General features: G+C 58.3%; 13 protein-coding genes. 11 read left to right on the forward strand and 2 right to left on the reverse strand.

What is annotated here, in order from left to right; all coding sequences use genetic code 11:
- Positions 1-120 precede the first annotated feature (120 nt).
- From J7447_RS26520 to J7447_RS26550, 7 genes are all read left to right on the forward strand, one after another.
- Positions 121-2,919, forward strand: coding sequence for a chemotaxis protein CheW (locus tag J7447_RS26520; RefSeq protein WP_055661212.1), 2,799 nt, complete (start codon positions 121-123; stop codon positions 2,917-2,919).
- Positions 2,916-3,407 carry a chemotaxis protein CheW gene (locus J7447_RS26525; protein ID WP_023003411.1) on the forward strand — a complete coding sequence of 164 codons (492 nt, stop codon included), beginning with the start codon at positions 2,916-2,918 and terminating at the stop codon, positions 3,405-3,407. Before J7447_RS26520 ends, J7447_RS26525 begins: the two co-directional genes overlap by 4 nt.
- A 36-nt stretch (positions 3,408-3,443) precedes the next feature.
- Entirely contained in the window at positions 3,444-3,809 is a 366-nt protein-coding gene (locus J7447_RS26530; RefSeq protein ID WP_031270504.1) for a response regulator, read from the forward strand.
- Positions 3,810-3,829: 20 nt separating this feature from the next.
- On the forward strand, positions 3,830-5,053 hold the full coding sequence (locus J7447_RS26535; RefSeq protein ID WP_023003409.1) for a chemotaxis response regulator protein-glutamate methylesterase: 1,224 nt from the start codon (positions 3,830-3,832) through the stop codon (positions 5,051-5,053).
- Entirely contained in the window at positions 5,050-5,940 is an 891-nt protein-coding gene (locus tag J7447_RS26540) for a protein-glutamate O-methyltransferase CheR (RefSeq protein WP_023003408.1), read from the forward strand. Before J7447_RS26535 ends, J7447_RS26540 begins: the two co-directional genes overlap by 4 nt.
- 310 nt (positions 5,941-6,250) lie before the next feature.
- Positions 6,251-7,222 carry an MBL fold metallo-hydrolase gene (locus J7447_RS26545; protein ID WP_209171445.1) on the forward strand — a complete coding sequence of 324 codons (972 nt, stop codon included), beginning with the start codon at positions 6,251-6,253 and terminating at the stop codon, positions 7,220-7,222.
- Between the two features lie 141 nt (positions 7,223-7,363).
- A complete protein-coding gene (locus J7447_RS26550) occupies positions 7,364-8,713 on the forward strand; it encodes a hypothetical protein (RefSeq protein WP_209171446.1) in 1,350 nt (449 codons plus the stop codon).
- Between the two features lie 89 nt (positions 8,714-8,802).
- Here the strand turns inward: J7447_RS26550 and ctrA are convergent, their stop codons facing one another.
- Positions 8,803-9,495, reverse strand: coding sequence for a response regulator transcription factor CtrA (gene ctrA, locus J7447_RS26555; RefSeq protein WP_031270498.1), 693 nt, complete (start codon positions 9,493-9,495; stop codon positions 8,803-8,805).
- A gap of 372 nt (positions 9,496-9,867) precedes the next feature.
- Here ctrA and fliI point away from each other — a divergent pair, with 372 nt between their 5' ends.
- From fliI to J7447_RS26570, 3 genes are all read left to right on the forward strand, one after another.
- Positions 9,868-11,193: a flagellar protein export ATPase FliI gene (gene fliI / locus J7447_RS26560; protein ID WP_031270495.1), complete on the forward strand. Its 1,326-nt coding sequence runs from the start codon at positions 9,868-9,870 to the stop codon at positions 11,191-11,193.
- Positions 11,194-11,221: 28 nt separating this feature from the next.
- Positions 11,222-11,629 carry a flagellar export protein FliJ gene (gene fliJ, locus J7447_RS26565; RefSeq protein ID WP_023003403.1) on the forward strand — a complete coding sequence of 136 codons (408 nt, stop codon included), beginning with the start codon at positions 11,222-11,224 and terminating at the stop codon, positions 11,627-11,629.
- Between the two features lie 208 nt (positions 11,630-11,837).
- Positions 11,838-12,272 (forward strand): paraquat-inducible protein A, encoded by a 435-nt coding sequence (locus J7447_RS26570; protein ID WP_055661214.1) that lies wholly within the window; start codon positions 11,838-11,840, stop codon positions 12,270-12,272.
- A gap of 86 nt (positions 12,273-12,358) precedes the next feature.
- On the opposite strand, the gene J7447_RS26575 is transcribed toward J7447_RS26570, so the two are convergent.
- Positions 12,359-13,474, reverse strand: coding sequence for a DUF2336 domain-containing protein (locus J7447_RS26575; protein WP_023003401.1), 1,116 nt, complete (start codon positions 13,472-13,474; stop codon positions 12,359-12,361).
- A gap of 298 nt (positions 13,475-13,772) precedes the next feature.
- On the opposite strand from J7447_RS26575, the gene J7447_RS26580 reads away from it, so the two are divergent.
- Positions 13,773-16,076: a mechanosensitive ion channel domain-containing protein gene (locus J7447_RS26580; RefSeq protein ID WP_209171447.1), complete on the forward strand. Its 2,304-nt coding sequence runs from the start codon at positions 13,773-13,775 to the stop codon at positions 16,074-16,076.
- Positions 16,077-16,194: the final 118 nt, after the last annotated feature.

A 16,194-nucleotide genomic window follows, 5' to 3' on the forward strand; every position in this document is an offset into this window, starting at 1 on the left:
AGTCTCCATCCGCTTCAGCGTATCTTAACTGTTTGCCGTCAACCTAGCTCTCATGGACTTCTCGGTCCAGACGTCCCTTTTGGGATGCGGAACCAGTAACAAGTCGGGTGAGAGCAGGCCATGGACGACCTCCTCAGGGAATTCATTACCGAGACGAACGAAAGTCTCGATGTTGTTGACGTTGAGCTCGTAAAATTCGAGCAGGAACCGAACAACGCGACTATCCTAGATAATATTTTCCGCCTGGTGCACACGATCAAGGGCACCTGTGGCTTCCTGGGTCTTCCCCGTCTTGAAGGTATCGCGCATGCGGCTGAAACCCTCATGGGCAAGTTCCGCGATGGCGCTCCTGTCACGCAAGAGGCCGTTTCCCTCATTCTGACCTCGATCGACCAGATCAAGGACATTCTGGGTGAACTGGAAGCTGCCGAAGGCGAAGAGCCGCAAGGCGACGACAGTGAGCTGATCGGCCAGCTGGAAGAGATGTCCGCGAAAGCTGATGCTGCCATGAAGGGTGGCGCAGCCGTTACGGAAGCGCCTGTGGCTGAAGCCGTTGCGGCAGAGCCTGAAGCGCCTGCCGAAGAAGCTGCCGCCGAGCAAGCTCTTGAACGTCCGCTCCGTCCTGGCGAAGTGTCGCTGGACGAACTGGAGCGCGCGTTCCGCGAAACCGAAGTTGAAGTCGAAGTCGCCGAGCCGGAAGTTCCGGAACTCGAAGAGATCGTCGACGAAGCCGATGAGCCAGAGCCTGCTCCCGTTGCGGTCAAGGCAGAAGCCAAGGCGGCTGCGAAAGCCCCGGCGAAAAAGGCTGGCGGCGAAGGCGGCGAGAAGAAATCCTCCGGTGGCGGTGTTTCCAACCAGAGCATCCGCGTTGCGGTCGACACGCTCGAGCACCTGATGACCATGGTGTCCGAACTGGTGCTGACCCGGAACCAGCTTCTGGAAATCGTACGCCGCCATGAAGACAGCGAATTCAAGGTGCCGCTGCAGCGTCTGTCGAATGTAACTGCCGAACTGCAGGAAGGCGTCATGGCGACGCGCATGCAGCCGATCGGCAATGCCTGGCAGAAACTGCCGCGCATCGTTCGCGATCTCAGCCAGGAACTTGAAAAGCCGATCGAACTGGAAATGATCGGTGCGGATACCGAACTGGACCGCCAGGTTCTCGAGATGATCAAGGACCCGCTCACGCACATGGTCCGCAACTCGGCCGACCATGGTCTTGAGCGTCCGGATGAGCGCCGCTCCGCAGGCAAGCCTGAAAAGGGTACCATTACCCTGGCGGCTTACCATGAAGGCGGCCACATCATCATCGAAGTTCGCGATGACGGTAAGGGCATCGACGTCGACAAGGTGAAGGCGAAGGTCGTGGAACGCGGCCTGGCGTCGGAAGCCGAAGTCGACAAGATGACGGACGCCCAGATCCACAAGTTCATCTTCGCAGCCGGGTTCTCCACGGCCGCAAAGGTCACGAGCGTATCCGGCCGCGGCGTCGGCATGGATGTCGTTCGCAACAACATCGAACTGATCGGCGGTACTGTCGACCTGCGCTCTACCCAGGGCAAGGGCTCGAGCTTCATCATCAAGATCCCGCTGACGCTTGCCATTGTTTCGACGCTGATCGTCGAAGCCGGCGGCGACCGGTTCGCCATCCCGCAGCTTTCCGTTGTCGAACTGGTCCGCGTGCAGACCAATTCGGAACACCGTATAGAGCGGATCAAGGACACCCCGGTCCTGCGCTTGCGCAACAAGCTGCTGCCGCTGGTGCACCTGTCCCAGCTCCTCGGTATCTATGAGGGCGAAAACGCGGACGAGGCGATTGATGCGGACAACGGCTTTATTGTTGTCATGCAGGTCGGTAGCCAGACATTCGGCGTGGTGGTCGACGGTGTCTTCCATACGGAGGAAATCGTGGTCAAGCCGATGTCGACGATGCTGCGCAACCTCGGCATGTTCTCCGGCAACACCATCCTGGGCGACGGTTCCGTGATCATGATCATCGATCCGAACGGCATCGCCGGTGCCATGGCAAGCCATGCATCCAGCGCGGTCACCGAGAACCAGGAAGACGAACGGGAAGACCTGCAGAGCCGCGCGATTTCCGGACAGAGCTCGATCTCGCTTCTGCTGTTCCGTGCCGGTGCGCCGGAACCGAAAGCCGTGCCGCTGTCTCTGGTCACGCGTCTGGAGGAGTTCGAGGTCTCCAAGATCGAACGGTCGAACGGCCGCGATCTGGTCCAGTACCGCGGTGCGCTCATGCCGCTCGTCTATCTGAACGAAGGCGACAGTCACAAGTCGGAAGGCACGCAGCCGATGCTGGTGTTCTCCGATGCGGGACGCTCGATGGGCCTCGTGGTCGACGAGATCGTCGACATCGTCGAGGACCGCATGAACATCGAAGTCGGTTCGGAACGTCCGGGCATCCTCGGCTCTGCCGTGGTGAAGGAACGTGCGACCGAGATCATCGACCTCGGCTACTATCTGCCGCAGGCCTTTGAAGACTGGTTCATGCGCAAGGAAATGGACATCGAGGCGCTGACGAAGAAGGTTCTCTTCGTGGATGACTCGTCCTTCTTCCGCAACATGCTGACACCGGTTCTGAAGGCTGCCGGCTACGATGTGACCACCTGTACCGGTCCGCATCAGGCGTTCGAACTTCTGGAAAACGGCGACAAGTTCCATGCGATCGTCAGTGACATCGAAATGCCGGAAATCAACGGCTTCGAGTTCTGTGAATCGCTGCGCCGCGATCCCCGGTTCCGCAACATTCCGATCCTGGCCCTGTCGTCCATGGTGACGCCGGCCTCGATCGAACGCGGCCGCCAGGCGGGCTTTGACGACTATGTCGCCAAATTCGACCGTCCGGGCCTGATCGCCGCCCTGAAAGACGTCTTCTCCGGTGAAATGGGAGCTGCAGCATGAGTGTGCTGGAACACAAACTGACCGCGGAGCAAAAAGCCGCAAGTGACATGATCCAGTATGTGACCGTGGTCATCGGCGGCCAGCTGTTCGGCCTGCCCATTTCCCAGGTTCACGACGTGTTCGTGCCGGAAAGCGTAACTCGCGTGCCGATGTCCGCACCCGAGGTTCAGGGTGTCCTGAACCTGCGTGGACGCATCGTCACCGCAATCAACATGCGCCGCCGCCTTCACTTGCCTCCGCTGAAGGAAGGGCAGATGATGGCCGTGGGCATCGAGTACAAGCAGGAAAGCTACGGCCTTGTCATCGACACGGTTGGTGAGGTGCTGACGCTGCCGTCCGCATCTGCAGAGCCCAACCCGTCGAACCTGGATCGCCGTTGGGCCGAGATCTCCGGAGGCGTCCATCGTCTGGACGGCCGCCTGATGGTCATTCTGGATGTCGACCGTCTGCTTGGTGCGATGTTCACCGAACCCATGGCTGCAGCATAACTGGGCCGCAATGGCCATTGAGTGGAGTTACGCCTGATGAAACAGTGCCTCGTAGTAGATGACTCAAGCGTCATCCGGAAGGTGGCTCGCCGCATTCTCGAGGATATGAATTTCGAGATTACGGAAGCGGAAGACGGCCAGAAGGCGCTTGACGAATGCCGCAAGACCATGCCGGACGCGATCCTGCTGGACTGGAACATGCCCGTCATGGACGGACTTGAGTTCCTGACCAGCCTGCGTGCGGAAGAAGGCGGAGAAAACCCGATCGTCGTATTCTGCACGACCGAAAACGATGTTGCTCACATTGCCCGCGCCATCCGCGCCGGTGCAAACGAGTACATCATGAAACCGTTTGACCGCGAAATCGTGGAAGCCAAGTTTCAGGAAGTCGGTCTTATCTAGTTTCGAGTTGGGCAGTCTAAATGGCGTTTGCGCAAAGAAGCATAACTGCGGGCACGAGTCCGGGCAGCGACCCCATCAAAGTCATGGTCGTAGATGACGCTGTCGTCATCCGCGGACTCCTGACACGCTGGCTCGGTGAAGACAAAAGTCTGAAAGTCGTCAGCTCGCATCGCAACGGCAAGCTTGCTGTAGAAGATATCGAAAAAAGCAATCCCGACGTCGTCGTTCTCGACATCGAGATGCCGGAAATGGACGGCATGACGGCCTTGCCGCTCATGCTGGCGAAGAAGCGCGATCTCGTCGTGATCATGGCTTCGACGCTGACCCGCCGCAACGCGGAAATCAGCTTGAAGGCCCTGTCTCTGGGCGCGGCCGACTATGTGCCGAAGCCGGAATCGACTTCCGAGGTCACGACGTCCATCGATTTTCGCCGTGAGCTGATCGAGAAGGTCAAGGCTCTTGGGGCACGTGCACTGCGCATGCGCGGTCCCGCGCGCACCATGCGTGCAGAAACCAGCGCAGGCCGCACCGCGCAGCCGGTCAGACCGATTTCTGCGCGTCCGGCAACGGATACACGGGCGACCTTTCGCGGAGCTGCTCAACCGGCGGGAGCTGCTGCCGGTGCAGTGAAGTACCAGACACGCCCGTACTCTTCCGCGCGTCCGCGCATCCTTGCGATCGGTTCCTCGACGGGCGGTCCGCAGGCGCTGCAGGAAGTCATGCGCGAAGTCGGTACGGCCATGAATGATGTGCCGGTGGTCATCACCCAGCATATGCCGCCAACCTTCACTGCCATTCTGGCCGAGCATATGGGCAAGGCTGCCCTGCGTCCGTCCAAGGAAGGTGAAGATGGCGAAGTGCTGAAACCCGGCAATATCTATGTCGCGCCTGGCGGCAAGCACATGATCGTGGAAAAGGACGGCGGTGTCGCCAAGATCCGGCTGACCGACGGTCCTCCCGTGAATTTCTGCAAGCCTGCCGTCGATCCCCTGTTCGACAGCGTTGCGAAGGTATTCGGTTCGGCAAGCCTGGGTGTCATCCTGACCGGTATGGGTCATGACGGCGCTGAAGGCGTCAAGACGATTGCAGCAGGCGGCGGCAGCGTGATCACGCAGGACGAAGCCACAAGCGTGGTCTGGGGCATGCCGGGCGCAGCTGCACAAACGGGCGTCTGCAGCGAAATTCTACCCTTGAAGGAGATCGGCCCGAAGATCTCGCGCGTTCTGAAGGGGAACACGAGATGACCCCGAGCGAGTTCGAGTTTCTGAAAAACTTCCTGAAGACCCGCTCCGGCCTGGTTCTGTCCAACGACAAGCAATACCTGGTCGAAAGCCGTCTTCTGCCGATTGCACGCAGCTCCAAGCTGGAAACGCTCAGTGCGGTGATCCAGCAGCTTCAGCGCGGCACCAACAGAGCGCTGGAAACGGACGTCGTTGAGGCTATGACGACCAACGAGTCGTTCTTCTTCCGCGACAAGACACCGTTCGAGCACTTCAAGGACACGATGCTGCCGGCGCTGCTGGAAAGCCGCGCGACACGCAAGCAGATCAAGATCTGGTGTGCCGCTGCCTCGACCGGGCAGGAGCCTTATTCCCTGGGCATCTGCCTGAAGGAAGATGCGGCCAAGATGGCTGGCTGGCGCACCCGGATCCTGGGTACGGACCTCTCCAACGAAGTTCTGGAAAAGGCCAAGACCGGCCTCTACAGCCAGTTCGAGGTTCAGCGTGGTCTGCCGATCCAGATGCTGCTGAAATACTTCGAGCAGAAGGGTGACATGTGGCAGATCAATGCCGGCATGCGCGCCATGATCGAATGGAAGAAGCTGAACCTGCTGGAAAGCTTCACCCATCTGGGCGAGTTCGACATCATTTTCTGCCGCAACGTGCTGATCTACTTCGATCAGGCAACCAAGACGGAAATCCTCGGCCGGTTGGCGAAATCCCTGCCGGATGACGGTTATCTCGTTCTCGGTGCCGCAGAAACCGTGGTCGGTCTGACGGATGCCTTCAAGCCGGTGCCCGGTAAGCGAGGCCTGTTCCAGAAGAAACAGGCTGCACAGGCCGCGACCGGCACGGCAGCAACGCCGCGCCTGGCCGTGGGAGCTGGAGCGGGCCTGGGTCTGCAGCGTTAAACCTGCGTCCCTCCTTCAGCACGGTTTGGACATTTCGGATCACGTTCAAAGGCGGCCTCTGGCCGCCTTTTTCATTCGCTGTAGCGTGAAGGAATCCCGTCAAAAAAGCGGTTTGTTGCGAGTGAGCAAGTATTTGAAATTCATTTTGTTCGTTCGCTCTCGTGAAGTTTATCCTGCTGGCGGCGAACAGCACTTGTCTGCATCTGCATCCATTCCATTTTCACGAACGTAAGCTTTGCGTCCTGCCGGGCACTCGGGGTGTTCGACTGCGGGACTGTTTTTATGGATCGGAATTGCAGGGAGTGGGAATATGACCGAGATAAAAGTTGAACTCACACGTCGCGCGGCGCTTCTGGGAGCAGGTGGTGCGCTTGCCGGGGCAAGTCTTGCCGGAACCACCGTTGTCCATGCGGCTGCAGAAAAGCAGGCCGCTGTGCCGGCGCCCGTCGCCCGCTATTCCGTAGGCGGGTTCGAGGTGACCACCCTGCACGACGGTGCGGTCTCGCTGACCGAGCCGCAGAAGACCTTTGCCATGAATGTGGACGCGGATACTTTTTCTGCGACCAATGCCGATAACTTCCTGCCCAACGACAGTTTCCAGATCAGTTTCACGCCAACGCTCGTGAACACGGGCAGCGAACTGATCCTGTTCGACACAGGCAATGGCGAAGGTGCCCGGCCAGGCCGTGGCAAGATGCGTGCTGCGCTGGAAAATGCGGGATACACGCCGGAGCAGGTTGACGTGGTGGTGCTGACGCACATGCATCCCGACCACGTCAGCGGTCTGATGGAAGGCGGCTCGCCGACCTTTGCCAATGCCCGCTATGTGACCGGGCAGAAGGAATATGACTTCTGGGCGGCAATGGATGCGGAAGCCAATGGGGTGACCAAGCTGATGGCGAGCCACGTCAAACCGTTGGCGGAGAAAATGACTTTCCTCGATGACGGCGGCAGCGTGACGACGGGTGTCACCGCGATGGCTGCTGCAGGTCATACCCCCGGTCACATGATCTACATGCTTGAAAACGACGGCAAGCAGCTTGCCATAACGGCGGATACGGCCAACCACTACGTCTGGTCGCTGGCGCATCCCGAATGGGAAGTGCGTTTCGACATGGACAAGGAAGGCGCCGCGGCCACCCGCAAGACGGTGTTCGGCATGCTGGCCGCCGACAAGATACCGTTCGTGGGCTATCACATGCCGTTCCCGGCGGTCGGCTACGTGGAGACCAACGACAGCGGTTTCCGCTATGTCCCAGCGTCATACCAGCTGCAGCTCTGATCCTGCCATCGCAAGTGCGGAAAGGCCGGCGGCAACGCCGGCTTTTTTGTTTTTGCCGGACAGTTACGAGTTTCCGTCTGGTAGTGAAAATGTCATAAACGTGTGAAAGCCTTCTTCTCGTTACTTCAGGTTGAGGCGCGCATGTCAGACCATATTTATCAGGCCATTTGGAACGAAGATGCCGACCGGTTCAGCGTCGGCACGCGCAACGTGGATGGCGACTGGACGGACATGACAGCCGACATTCTGCTGGACGAGCAGGTTAAGGCCAAAGGGTCCCGCCAGATCGACCTGGCAGCGAACCCGCTCTTTGCCCGGGTCGATTTCGACAAGATGGCGGCGAGCGATCTGTACCAGTCCTTCATCCGGCTTCTGGACAACTATGCGGTCCACTTTCGCGACCCGGAAACCATTTCGCCTGCCGAGCGAGACGAGATCGAAGGGTTTCTCGATCTGGTGATTGCAAGCCGGCCGATGCAGATCGCTTTCGAGCATATTTCTGCCGAGCTCGTCAGGGACATGACCGCTGAAACCTTCCGGCAGGATCTGTTCCGGATGTGGTTCGAGGTCTACACCAACTTCTTCCGGGGCAAGTCGACCCACTTCTGCACCGGCTTCGAGCATGTTTTTGTCGGCGAGGGCAAATACAAGAAAGGGGCGAATTCCGCCTCGGAGAAGGGTGAAATCTCCGGTTATCACTCCTGGGTGAAATTCGCGCTGGACGAGCTCAACAACCGGGTCGACTACCTTGGTTACAAATACGATCTCGGAGGTCCGGGACCGGAAAACCCCCATGTCGTGACGCTGCAGATGGTCTGGAACCACCAGGACATGACCGGCAATCTTGTCGCTGAGCTCTTCAAGAGCAAGGGTGGATTTTTTGTCGGCAGCAGTCCTGCGTGCGAATTCGCGCTCGGCACGCTTGCCTATTACGAAGGCCTGCACGGCTTGCTCACCAACCAGAAGAAGCGTGTTCAGCTCGGTGAGGGCAAGTTCGATCTGGTGATGTATCACGAGACTACGGCTGATGGCTCGCTGGGGCAGCACATCCGCTCATTCTACCCTGTGTTCCTTGGTGACGGCAGCACCCGCACGGACGATTCTGGCAATGTGGTCGTGCGTCCAAGAACCGTTGAAATGCAGAATGACGGTCCGCTTCGCATTCTTTCGGCTCTGCCGAACCCGCTGGGGGATGACCAGGGCACGGAATGGGTGGAGATCTGGAATGCCGGTGCAGCGGACATCGACCTTACGGGCTACGAACTGCGGGACAAGATGGGCCGGCCGCAGCCGGTGGAGGCGGTTGTTCTGATTGCAGGTGCCGTTTTGAAGGTGTCGGTGACGCGGGCAACGGTCCATCACATGCAGATGTCGAACCGCAAGGGATTGATTACCCTGCATGACAGTTCCGGCGAGATGCTGGCGTCAGTCAATTACGGGCAGGCGGGGGAAGGGGCTGTGCTGACCTTTGCCGAGCGCGCAGGTAGCTAGGGCTAGATCAGCCTTGGCACATCCAACCCTCAACAACAAAAAGCCCCGGCAGTGCCGGGGCTTTTAAAACGTCAACGTCTGATGCTGGATCAGGCGGCTGCTTCGACGTCCGGCTCGCGCAGAACGTAACCTCGGCCCCACACCGTTTCGATGTAGTTCTTGCCGGAGGTTGCAGCTGCCAGCTTCTTGCGAAGCTTACAGATAAACACGTCGATGATCTTCAGTTCCGGCTCGTCCATGCCGCCATAGAGATGGTTCAGGAACATCTCCTTGGTGAGCGTCGTTCCCTTGCGCAGGGAGAGAAGCTCCAGCATCTGGTATTCCTTGCCGGTCAGATGGACGCGCTGGCCGCCGACTTCGACGGTTTTGGTGTCCAGGTTGACCTTCAGGTCGCCAGTGACGATGACCGACTGTGCGTGCCCCTTGGAGCGGCGGACGATTGCGTGGATACGCGCGACCAGCTCGTCCTTGTGGAACGGCTTGGTCATGTAATCGTCGGCGCCGAAGCCGAGGCCGCGAACCTTGTCTTCGATACCCGCGTTACCGGAAAGGATCAGGATCGGTGTCTTGACCTTGGAAACGCGTAGTGTCCGGAGAACCTCGTAACCGGACATGTCCGGCAGGTTCAAATCCAACATAATGATGTCGTAATCGTACAGTTTGCCGAGGTCGATGCCTTCCTCGCCAAGATCTGTCGTGTAGACGTTGAAGTTCTCGGACTTCAGCATCAGCTCGATGCTCTGCGCCGTGGCGCTGTCATCCTCAATCAACAATACACGCATGCCAATCCCCTTGTTCTGCCTTTCCTGGGCAAGTCGCAACGGCTCTGTCGGTGCCTGCTACGAAGGACTGATGTTAACCCCGACTCAAAGCTATCGGTTAATGGTTAACAAAATATGATTCGTAACGGCAAGCTCTGGAGAGAGGAAACTGTGAACAACACTCAACTTATTGAATCCCCAGAAAAAATTCGGATTCACAAATCTTAATGTTGAACTTTAAGAACCGGCGCTAACCGATTCCGTTCAGATTCCTTTCAACAAAGCCGTTTTGACTTCGAAATGGCTCTCGCTTGTCAGCCTTCCAAAGGTTAAGATTAACCAGAGTCGTAAACGATCGGTTACCAAAACCGTTAACGAGGGAAGGAATCTTACGTGAAGGCGCTTTTCGCCGAGATTGATTCGCTCATGCCGACCGAAATTTATGGCCGGGTGACTGCGGTTCAGGGACTTCTCGTCGAGATTGCGGGCCCTATTCACGAAATGAGTGTCGGCTCGAGATTGTTGATCGACAACGGTGAGGATAACCCGAAAGTGCCCGCAGAGGTTGTGGGTTTTCGCGAAGGACACGCACTTTGCATGCCTTTTTCCGGGCTCGAAGGCGTGCGAATGGGTTGCAAAGCCGTGATTCAATCGCGTGACAGCGTGGTTCATCCGGCAAATGCCTGGCTTGGCCGAGTGATTAACGCACTTGGTGAACCGATTGATGGTAAAGGAAGTCTTGTTCATGGCGGAGTGCCTCGCAAATTGCGAAGTTCGCCTCCGCCGGCCTCCGAACGTAAACGAGTTGGACCGCCCCTGGATCTCGGCGTTCGCGCACTTAATACATTCGTAACCTGTTGCGAGGGGCAGCGAATGGGCATTTTTGCCGGCTCCGGCGTCGGCAAGTCCGTGCTGATGTCCATGCTGGCGCGCAACACAAAGTGTGATGTCGCGGTGATCGGCCTTATCGGCGAACGCGGTCGAGAAGTTCAGGAGTTCATCGAGGACGATCTGGGCGATTCGGGGCTGGAGCGCTCCGTGGTCGTCGTCGCGACCTCGGATGAAAGCGTTCTGATGCGGCGGCAGGCCGCCTATCTGACCATGACTGTTGCCGAACATTTCCGCGATGAAGGCAAGAACGTGCTGTGCATGATGGACTCGGTAACGCGATTCGCCATGGCACAGCGCGAAATCGGCTTGTCGATCGGCGAGCCGCCGACCTCCAAGGGCTATACGCCGACGGTCTTCACCGAATTGCCGCGACTTCTGGAACGGGCCGGTCCCGGCAAGGAGAACAGCGGATCGATCACCGGCCTTTTCACCGTTCTTGTGGAGGGTGACAATCACAACGAGCCTGTGGCCGACGCGGTGCGCGGTATTCTCGATGGCCACGTGGTGATGGAACGCGGCATTGCCGAGCGTGGCCGTTATCCGGCAATCAATGTGCTGAAATCCGTGTCACGAACCATGCCGCGCTGCGTGCCGCCGGAGCAGCTCCCGGTTCTGCGCAGGGCCCGACAGCTTCTGTCGACCTATACGGACATGGAAGAATTGATCCGGCTGGGCGCATACCGGAAGGGATCGGACCCGACCGTGGACGAAGCCATCTACAGGTTCGACATGATCGACGAATTCCTGAATCAGGGAAAAGACGAAGCGACATCACTTTCTGACGGGTATGAGCAACTTGCCAACCTTTTGGAAATGACTCAGGGGTAGACTGCCCGTGTTAGGGGAGTATTGAGTAATGAAAACCCGAGACAGTTTGATCCGTTTGAAGCGGTTTCAGGTTGACGAGAAACGACGACAGCTTGCTCAGATCGAGAGCATGATCGCCGAGTTCAACCGTATGGCCGATGAACTCGATGACCAGATCCGGTCGGAGCAGGAGCGGGTCGGTATTACGGATGTCACGCATTTTGCCTATCCGACGTTTGCCAAGGCCGCAGCGGACCGTCGCGACAACCTGCGCAATTCCGCGCATGAACTGGACGACCAGCTGCAACGTGCCCAGGACGAGCTCAGCGAGGCGATCGAGGAGCTGAAGAAGTTCGAGCAGCTGGAAGAACGCGACCAGCAGCGCGAGCGTACAGCCCAGGAACTGGCGGAGCAGGATCAGCTCGACGAAGTTGCTGCGCGGGCTCGAGGCCGATAACGGCTTACTGAACTTCCCTAAAAACAGCCGGTCTCCGAATGGGGGCTGGCAGGGCTTGATATACGTTCTTATATTCCTGATCGTTGCTCGCGGCGGTCAGGTTTTGTGCTTTCCGATCCGGGTGATATAGGAAATGGTGCTCCTCCCGGTGATGCCGGGCGCAGGTGCCGCTACAAGTTTACGCGATAGCCAGGGTACGGCAGTTTCAATGCGATTTTTTCTGGCTTTGCTGCTTCCCGTTTCCACTTTCTCGTTCGCCCTCGGACTGACGCAGCCGCTCATGCGGTTCGAGCGCCTCTATTTTCTGGAAGACCGACCGACGCTGATCGAAATGGTGACCAGCCTCTATCACGAGGGCGATGCGGTTCTTGCCGCGATCGTGGCGCTGTTTTCGATCGGGTTTCCTGCGCTGAAGATCCTTCTGATCCATGTGGCCGTGCTTAGTGGTGCCAAGACGCGTTCGCTTGCGCTCCTGTCGATGGTCAGCAAGTGGTCGATGCTGGATGTCATGCTGGTGGCGTTGGTGCTTTTTGCCGCCAAGACAAGTGGACTGGCGGCAGCCGCCATTTTGCCGGGCCTCTGGTTCTACGCGGCCGCGACCCTGTCGACAGCAATCGCCGCGACGCTTTGTTCCAAAAGCTGAACTCTCGAAAAACACGGGCTAGAAAAAGCGCTGACAAGGTTGCTCTTCGATGAGTCGGTTGGCGCGAAGCAACGCTGGCGTTGTCGCTACATTGCCGCGACACGTCCGGGACGATCACCCGTGGGTCTTGGTTTCTTTTCCCGCCGGTTCGCCTGGAAATCACCGCATCGGGATTGTTTGGTCTGTGCCGTGCTGTCGAGAAACTTCTTGTAGGTGGCCGTCCATTCGGAGCCCTGCGTTGCCGGGATCTTCAAATGGTCGCAGCGAACCTTGGCGAAAAGGGCGAAGGTCGGCGTGTCGAGGCCGGCTTTCTCCGCGGTTCTGAGAACCAGATCCTTCTTGCCGTTGAAGACCGCATCCTTGAGTGCCTTCTGGGCCGTTCGTCCGCGCGCGCTGAGCAGTTCGATCGCGTGATTGAAGCGGCCATCCTGCAGCAACAGAATCATAAGCTCGTTGACGGTGATTTCCGCACGCTCCGCTTCCCGCCACAGGAGGGTCATGTCCGGATTGTTGAGGGCATCGCCGAACTCCCGGCGCAGCACCTTCAGTCTTGCGATCTGGTCCAGTTGATCCTGCGACAGGGAGCCTTCGATGATACTGCGCAGGCGCTTCTTGGTTTCATCGTCCACAAGCGGCAGCAAGGCTCGGCACACTGCCGGGGAAAGATCGGAGCGCAGGCACAGGTCCTCGCGCAGGACCACGTCTTCCGTGGCGTATTTGACGAAACTCAGCATGGTTTCGCGGGACAGTTTGATCTCACGGTTGCCGGCCAGAATGCGGTGCACCGGGCGGTCGCCTTTTTCGGCAATGGCATCTGAGACCTCAGGCGAGAGGTCGGTGCGGCGGGCAATCACCTGCAGGTGGCTGTTGCTCAGCCGTTCGACGAAGTCGATCAGGTCTTCCTGGGTCAGCGCGGGGCTTTGCGCAAGTAGCGGCATGGCCACGTTGACGTCGTCTTCGGCGATCTTGCGGGCAAGCTCCGGCGGCGTGTTGACTTGCGAAGCGAGCTTGTGCGCCAGCCTGGCGCGGTCCCTGGGCGAGCCGACACTGTACAGTTTTATGATTACTTCGGAGAAGATTGCCAGTTCCCGGTCGGTCCGCTCATCGAGGTTTGCAATCACAAGTTCGCTCACCTGCGCGAACAGCCGTCGTCGCGCCTCGTCTGTGCCTTCCTGTGCAAGCTTGATCAAGGACCTGGGCATCCTTCCTCCTCGTCGGGCCAGATTGGCGCCCATATTGTTATTATTACGTTACCCGATAAATGGAGGCTGGCATATTACCTTGCGTAAAGGTGAAATCTTTTTGCGATTTCCAGTGAATCCTTGTTTCTGCTGGTTTTGATGCGGTCGTTACTGCACGGGAAACTTGCGTTTTATAATAGTACCTAAAAAATGTCCGAAGACAGCAGTCTGAACCCTTTTCATCCGCGAGCGTTCCTCCATATTGTCCCTGCCATGGCCGGACCCCCGCCGGTCTTTCTGGAATTGACAAGAGTTTGAAATGAAGATTTTGCGCTGCTGCCTCTTTGCCCTGATGACAATGATGCTTGCCGGGTTGGCTCCGGTTCTGGCTCAGGAAAGCGGGGGGCAGGCCCCGGCGCAGGAGCAGGCGCCACCGGCCGATGTCGAACAGGCGAGCCAGGCCCTGATAAAGGTTCTGAACGACCCTGAAAGCCGAGCGGCGTTGATCGATCTCTTGCAGAAAAGCACAGGGGACAGCCAGCCTGCTGAAGGTGACAGGCAGGTTCCCGGGAATGAAGCTGCAATTCCGGTTCAGGGTATCTCCCAACCCCTGCAACAGGAAAACTTCGCCCTGCGGATCGGTGAATACACACGGGTTCTGGTGGATGACGCGGGGTATCTGCTGGAGCAGGCAATGCGCTCGTTGAACGGCCTGGTTCTGGTCGCGCGCGGCGATATTCCGGTGAAATGGGACCGGGTCGAGGATATCGCGATCCAGGTCGGCATCGTGCTTCTTGCAGCTTATCTCGGCTTTTTTGCCAGCCAGCTGATCGCGAAGGCACTTTATCCGCGCATGTCGCTTTATGCGCGTTACGGCGGTGGGCTGACGCGCAGCTTCATTCTTGTTCTGACATCGGTCGTCGATGCAGTGACGGTAGGTGTCGGTTGGGCCGTCGGCAACGCGGCGGCCCTGGCAAGCTTCGGTGGAATAAATGCAGGTGTAACGCTTCAGGAAAGTCTCGCACTGAACGCGTTTTTCATCCTTGGCATGGCCAACGTCTCGCTGCGCTTCATATTTGCGCCGGGGCGGCCGGAACTGCGGTTGCTGCCGTTCACCGATGAAAGTTCGCTCTACTGGTACGGCCGTTTGCGGTTGTTCATGTACTGGATGGTCTTCGGCCTGTTCCTGGCCGTGCCGATCGCCAATGTTGCGGTATCCTTCGTGCTCGGCAACGCCTTGCGGTTCCTCGTCGTGCTTCTCGGGATGATCTATCTTCTGGTGCTGGTGCACCAGAACAGGCACCGGGTAAACGAGGGGGCGCGGGATTACGCCGAGCATCTGCAGAGCGCTCTTGCCAAGCGTGCGCTCGTGCTGGTCGGTCAGCTCTGGCACCTGGCTGCCTACGGCTATATCGCGGCAGTTTTCATCATCTGGGTGACCCGGCCGTTTGACGCGACAACCATTATTCTGCGGGCAACGGGACTGTCGATCCTCACCATCATGGCGGGCATGGCCATTTCTCTGGTCGTGACCAAGGCCATCAAGGGCGGGATACGCCTGCCGGACGACCTGAACCGGACCCTTCCGGCGCTTCAGAGCCGGCTGAACGCCTTTGTGCCGCGCCTTCTGAAGTTCATCCGGTTCGCCGTCTTCCTGGTGACGGTGTTGCTGCTTCTGGAGATCTGGGGTCTGTTGACGGTTGCCGAATGGCTGGTCAGCGAAGCAGGAGTGCAACTTCTGAGCAGCTACGGTTCTGCCTTCCTGGTCCTGCTCGTCGCTTTCATGATCTGGCTTGCCGTCATGTCGTGGGTGGACCTCAGGCTGCAGTCACGTTCCGGATACATCGTAACAGCGCGCGAACGCACGCTGTTCCAGTTGTTCCGCAATGCATCGACGGTCGTCATCGTGGTGATGGCACTGCTCTTGTCGCTGTCGGAAGTCGGCGTCGATATCGGTCCGCTGATCGCCGGTGCCGGTGTTGTCGGTCTGGCGATCTCCTTCGGTGCACAGACCCTGGTCAAGGACATCATCACCGGAGCCTTCATCCAGGTCGAGAATGCCATCAACGAGGGCGACGTCGTCACTGTTGCCGGGATAACGGGAACGGTCGAAGGGATCACCGTCCGGTCGGTGCGCATGCGCGACATCGACGGAACAACCCACATCATTCCGTTCTCGTCGGTCGACATGGTGTCCAACTTCATGCGCGGCTTCTCCTATCATGTCGCGCTGATCGGTGTTGCCTACGACACAAATATCACCCACGCCAAGGACGCCATGCTGGAAGCCTTCCGCAGACTGAAGGAAACGGATTTCGGACCCAAGATCATCGGTGATTTCGAAATGCACGGCGTTACCAATTTCGGTGCCAGTTCCATTGATATCCGCGGCCGCATCAAGACCGTCCCGGGGGATCAGTGGGGCGTCGGGCGTGCGTATAACGAATTCGTCAAACAGGTCTTTGACGAACGGAATATCGAAATCCCGTTCCCGCAAGTGACCTATCACGCCGCGACGCCTCCCTTCGTGGAAGACGGGAACAAACCGAAACAGCGCAAGAAGGTTGACGTTTCTTCGACCCAGTTGGAGGACGATGCTCCGGCTGAGGACGGAGAAAACTAGGCAGATCAATGCCTTGTAGTTTCTGAGTGGTCTATTTAACCCCGGCGGAGGCGCGAGCTTCTTGCCGGGGTGTTTCGTCTTGGTGTGCGAAATTGTTGATTGAATTTCGAGAAGTTTC

This window comes from Labrenzia sp. R5_0 (assembly GCF_017743835.1).
GTDB classification, from domain to species: Bacteria; Pseudomonadota; Alphaproteobacteria; order Rhizobiales; family Stappiaceae; genus Roseibium; species Roseibium algicola.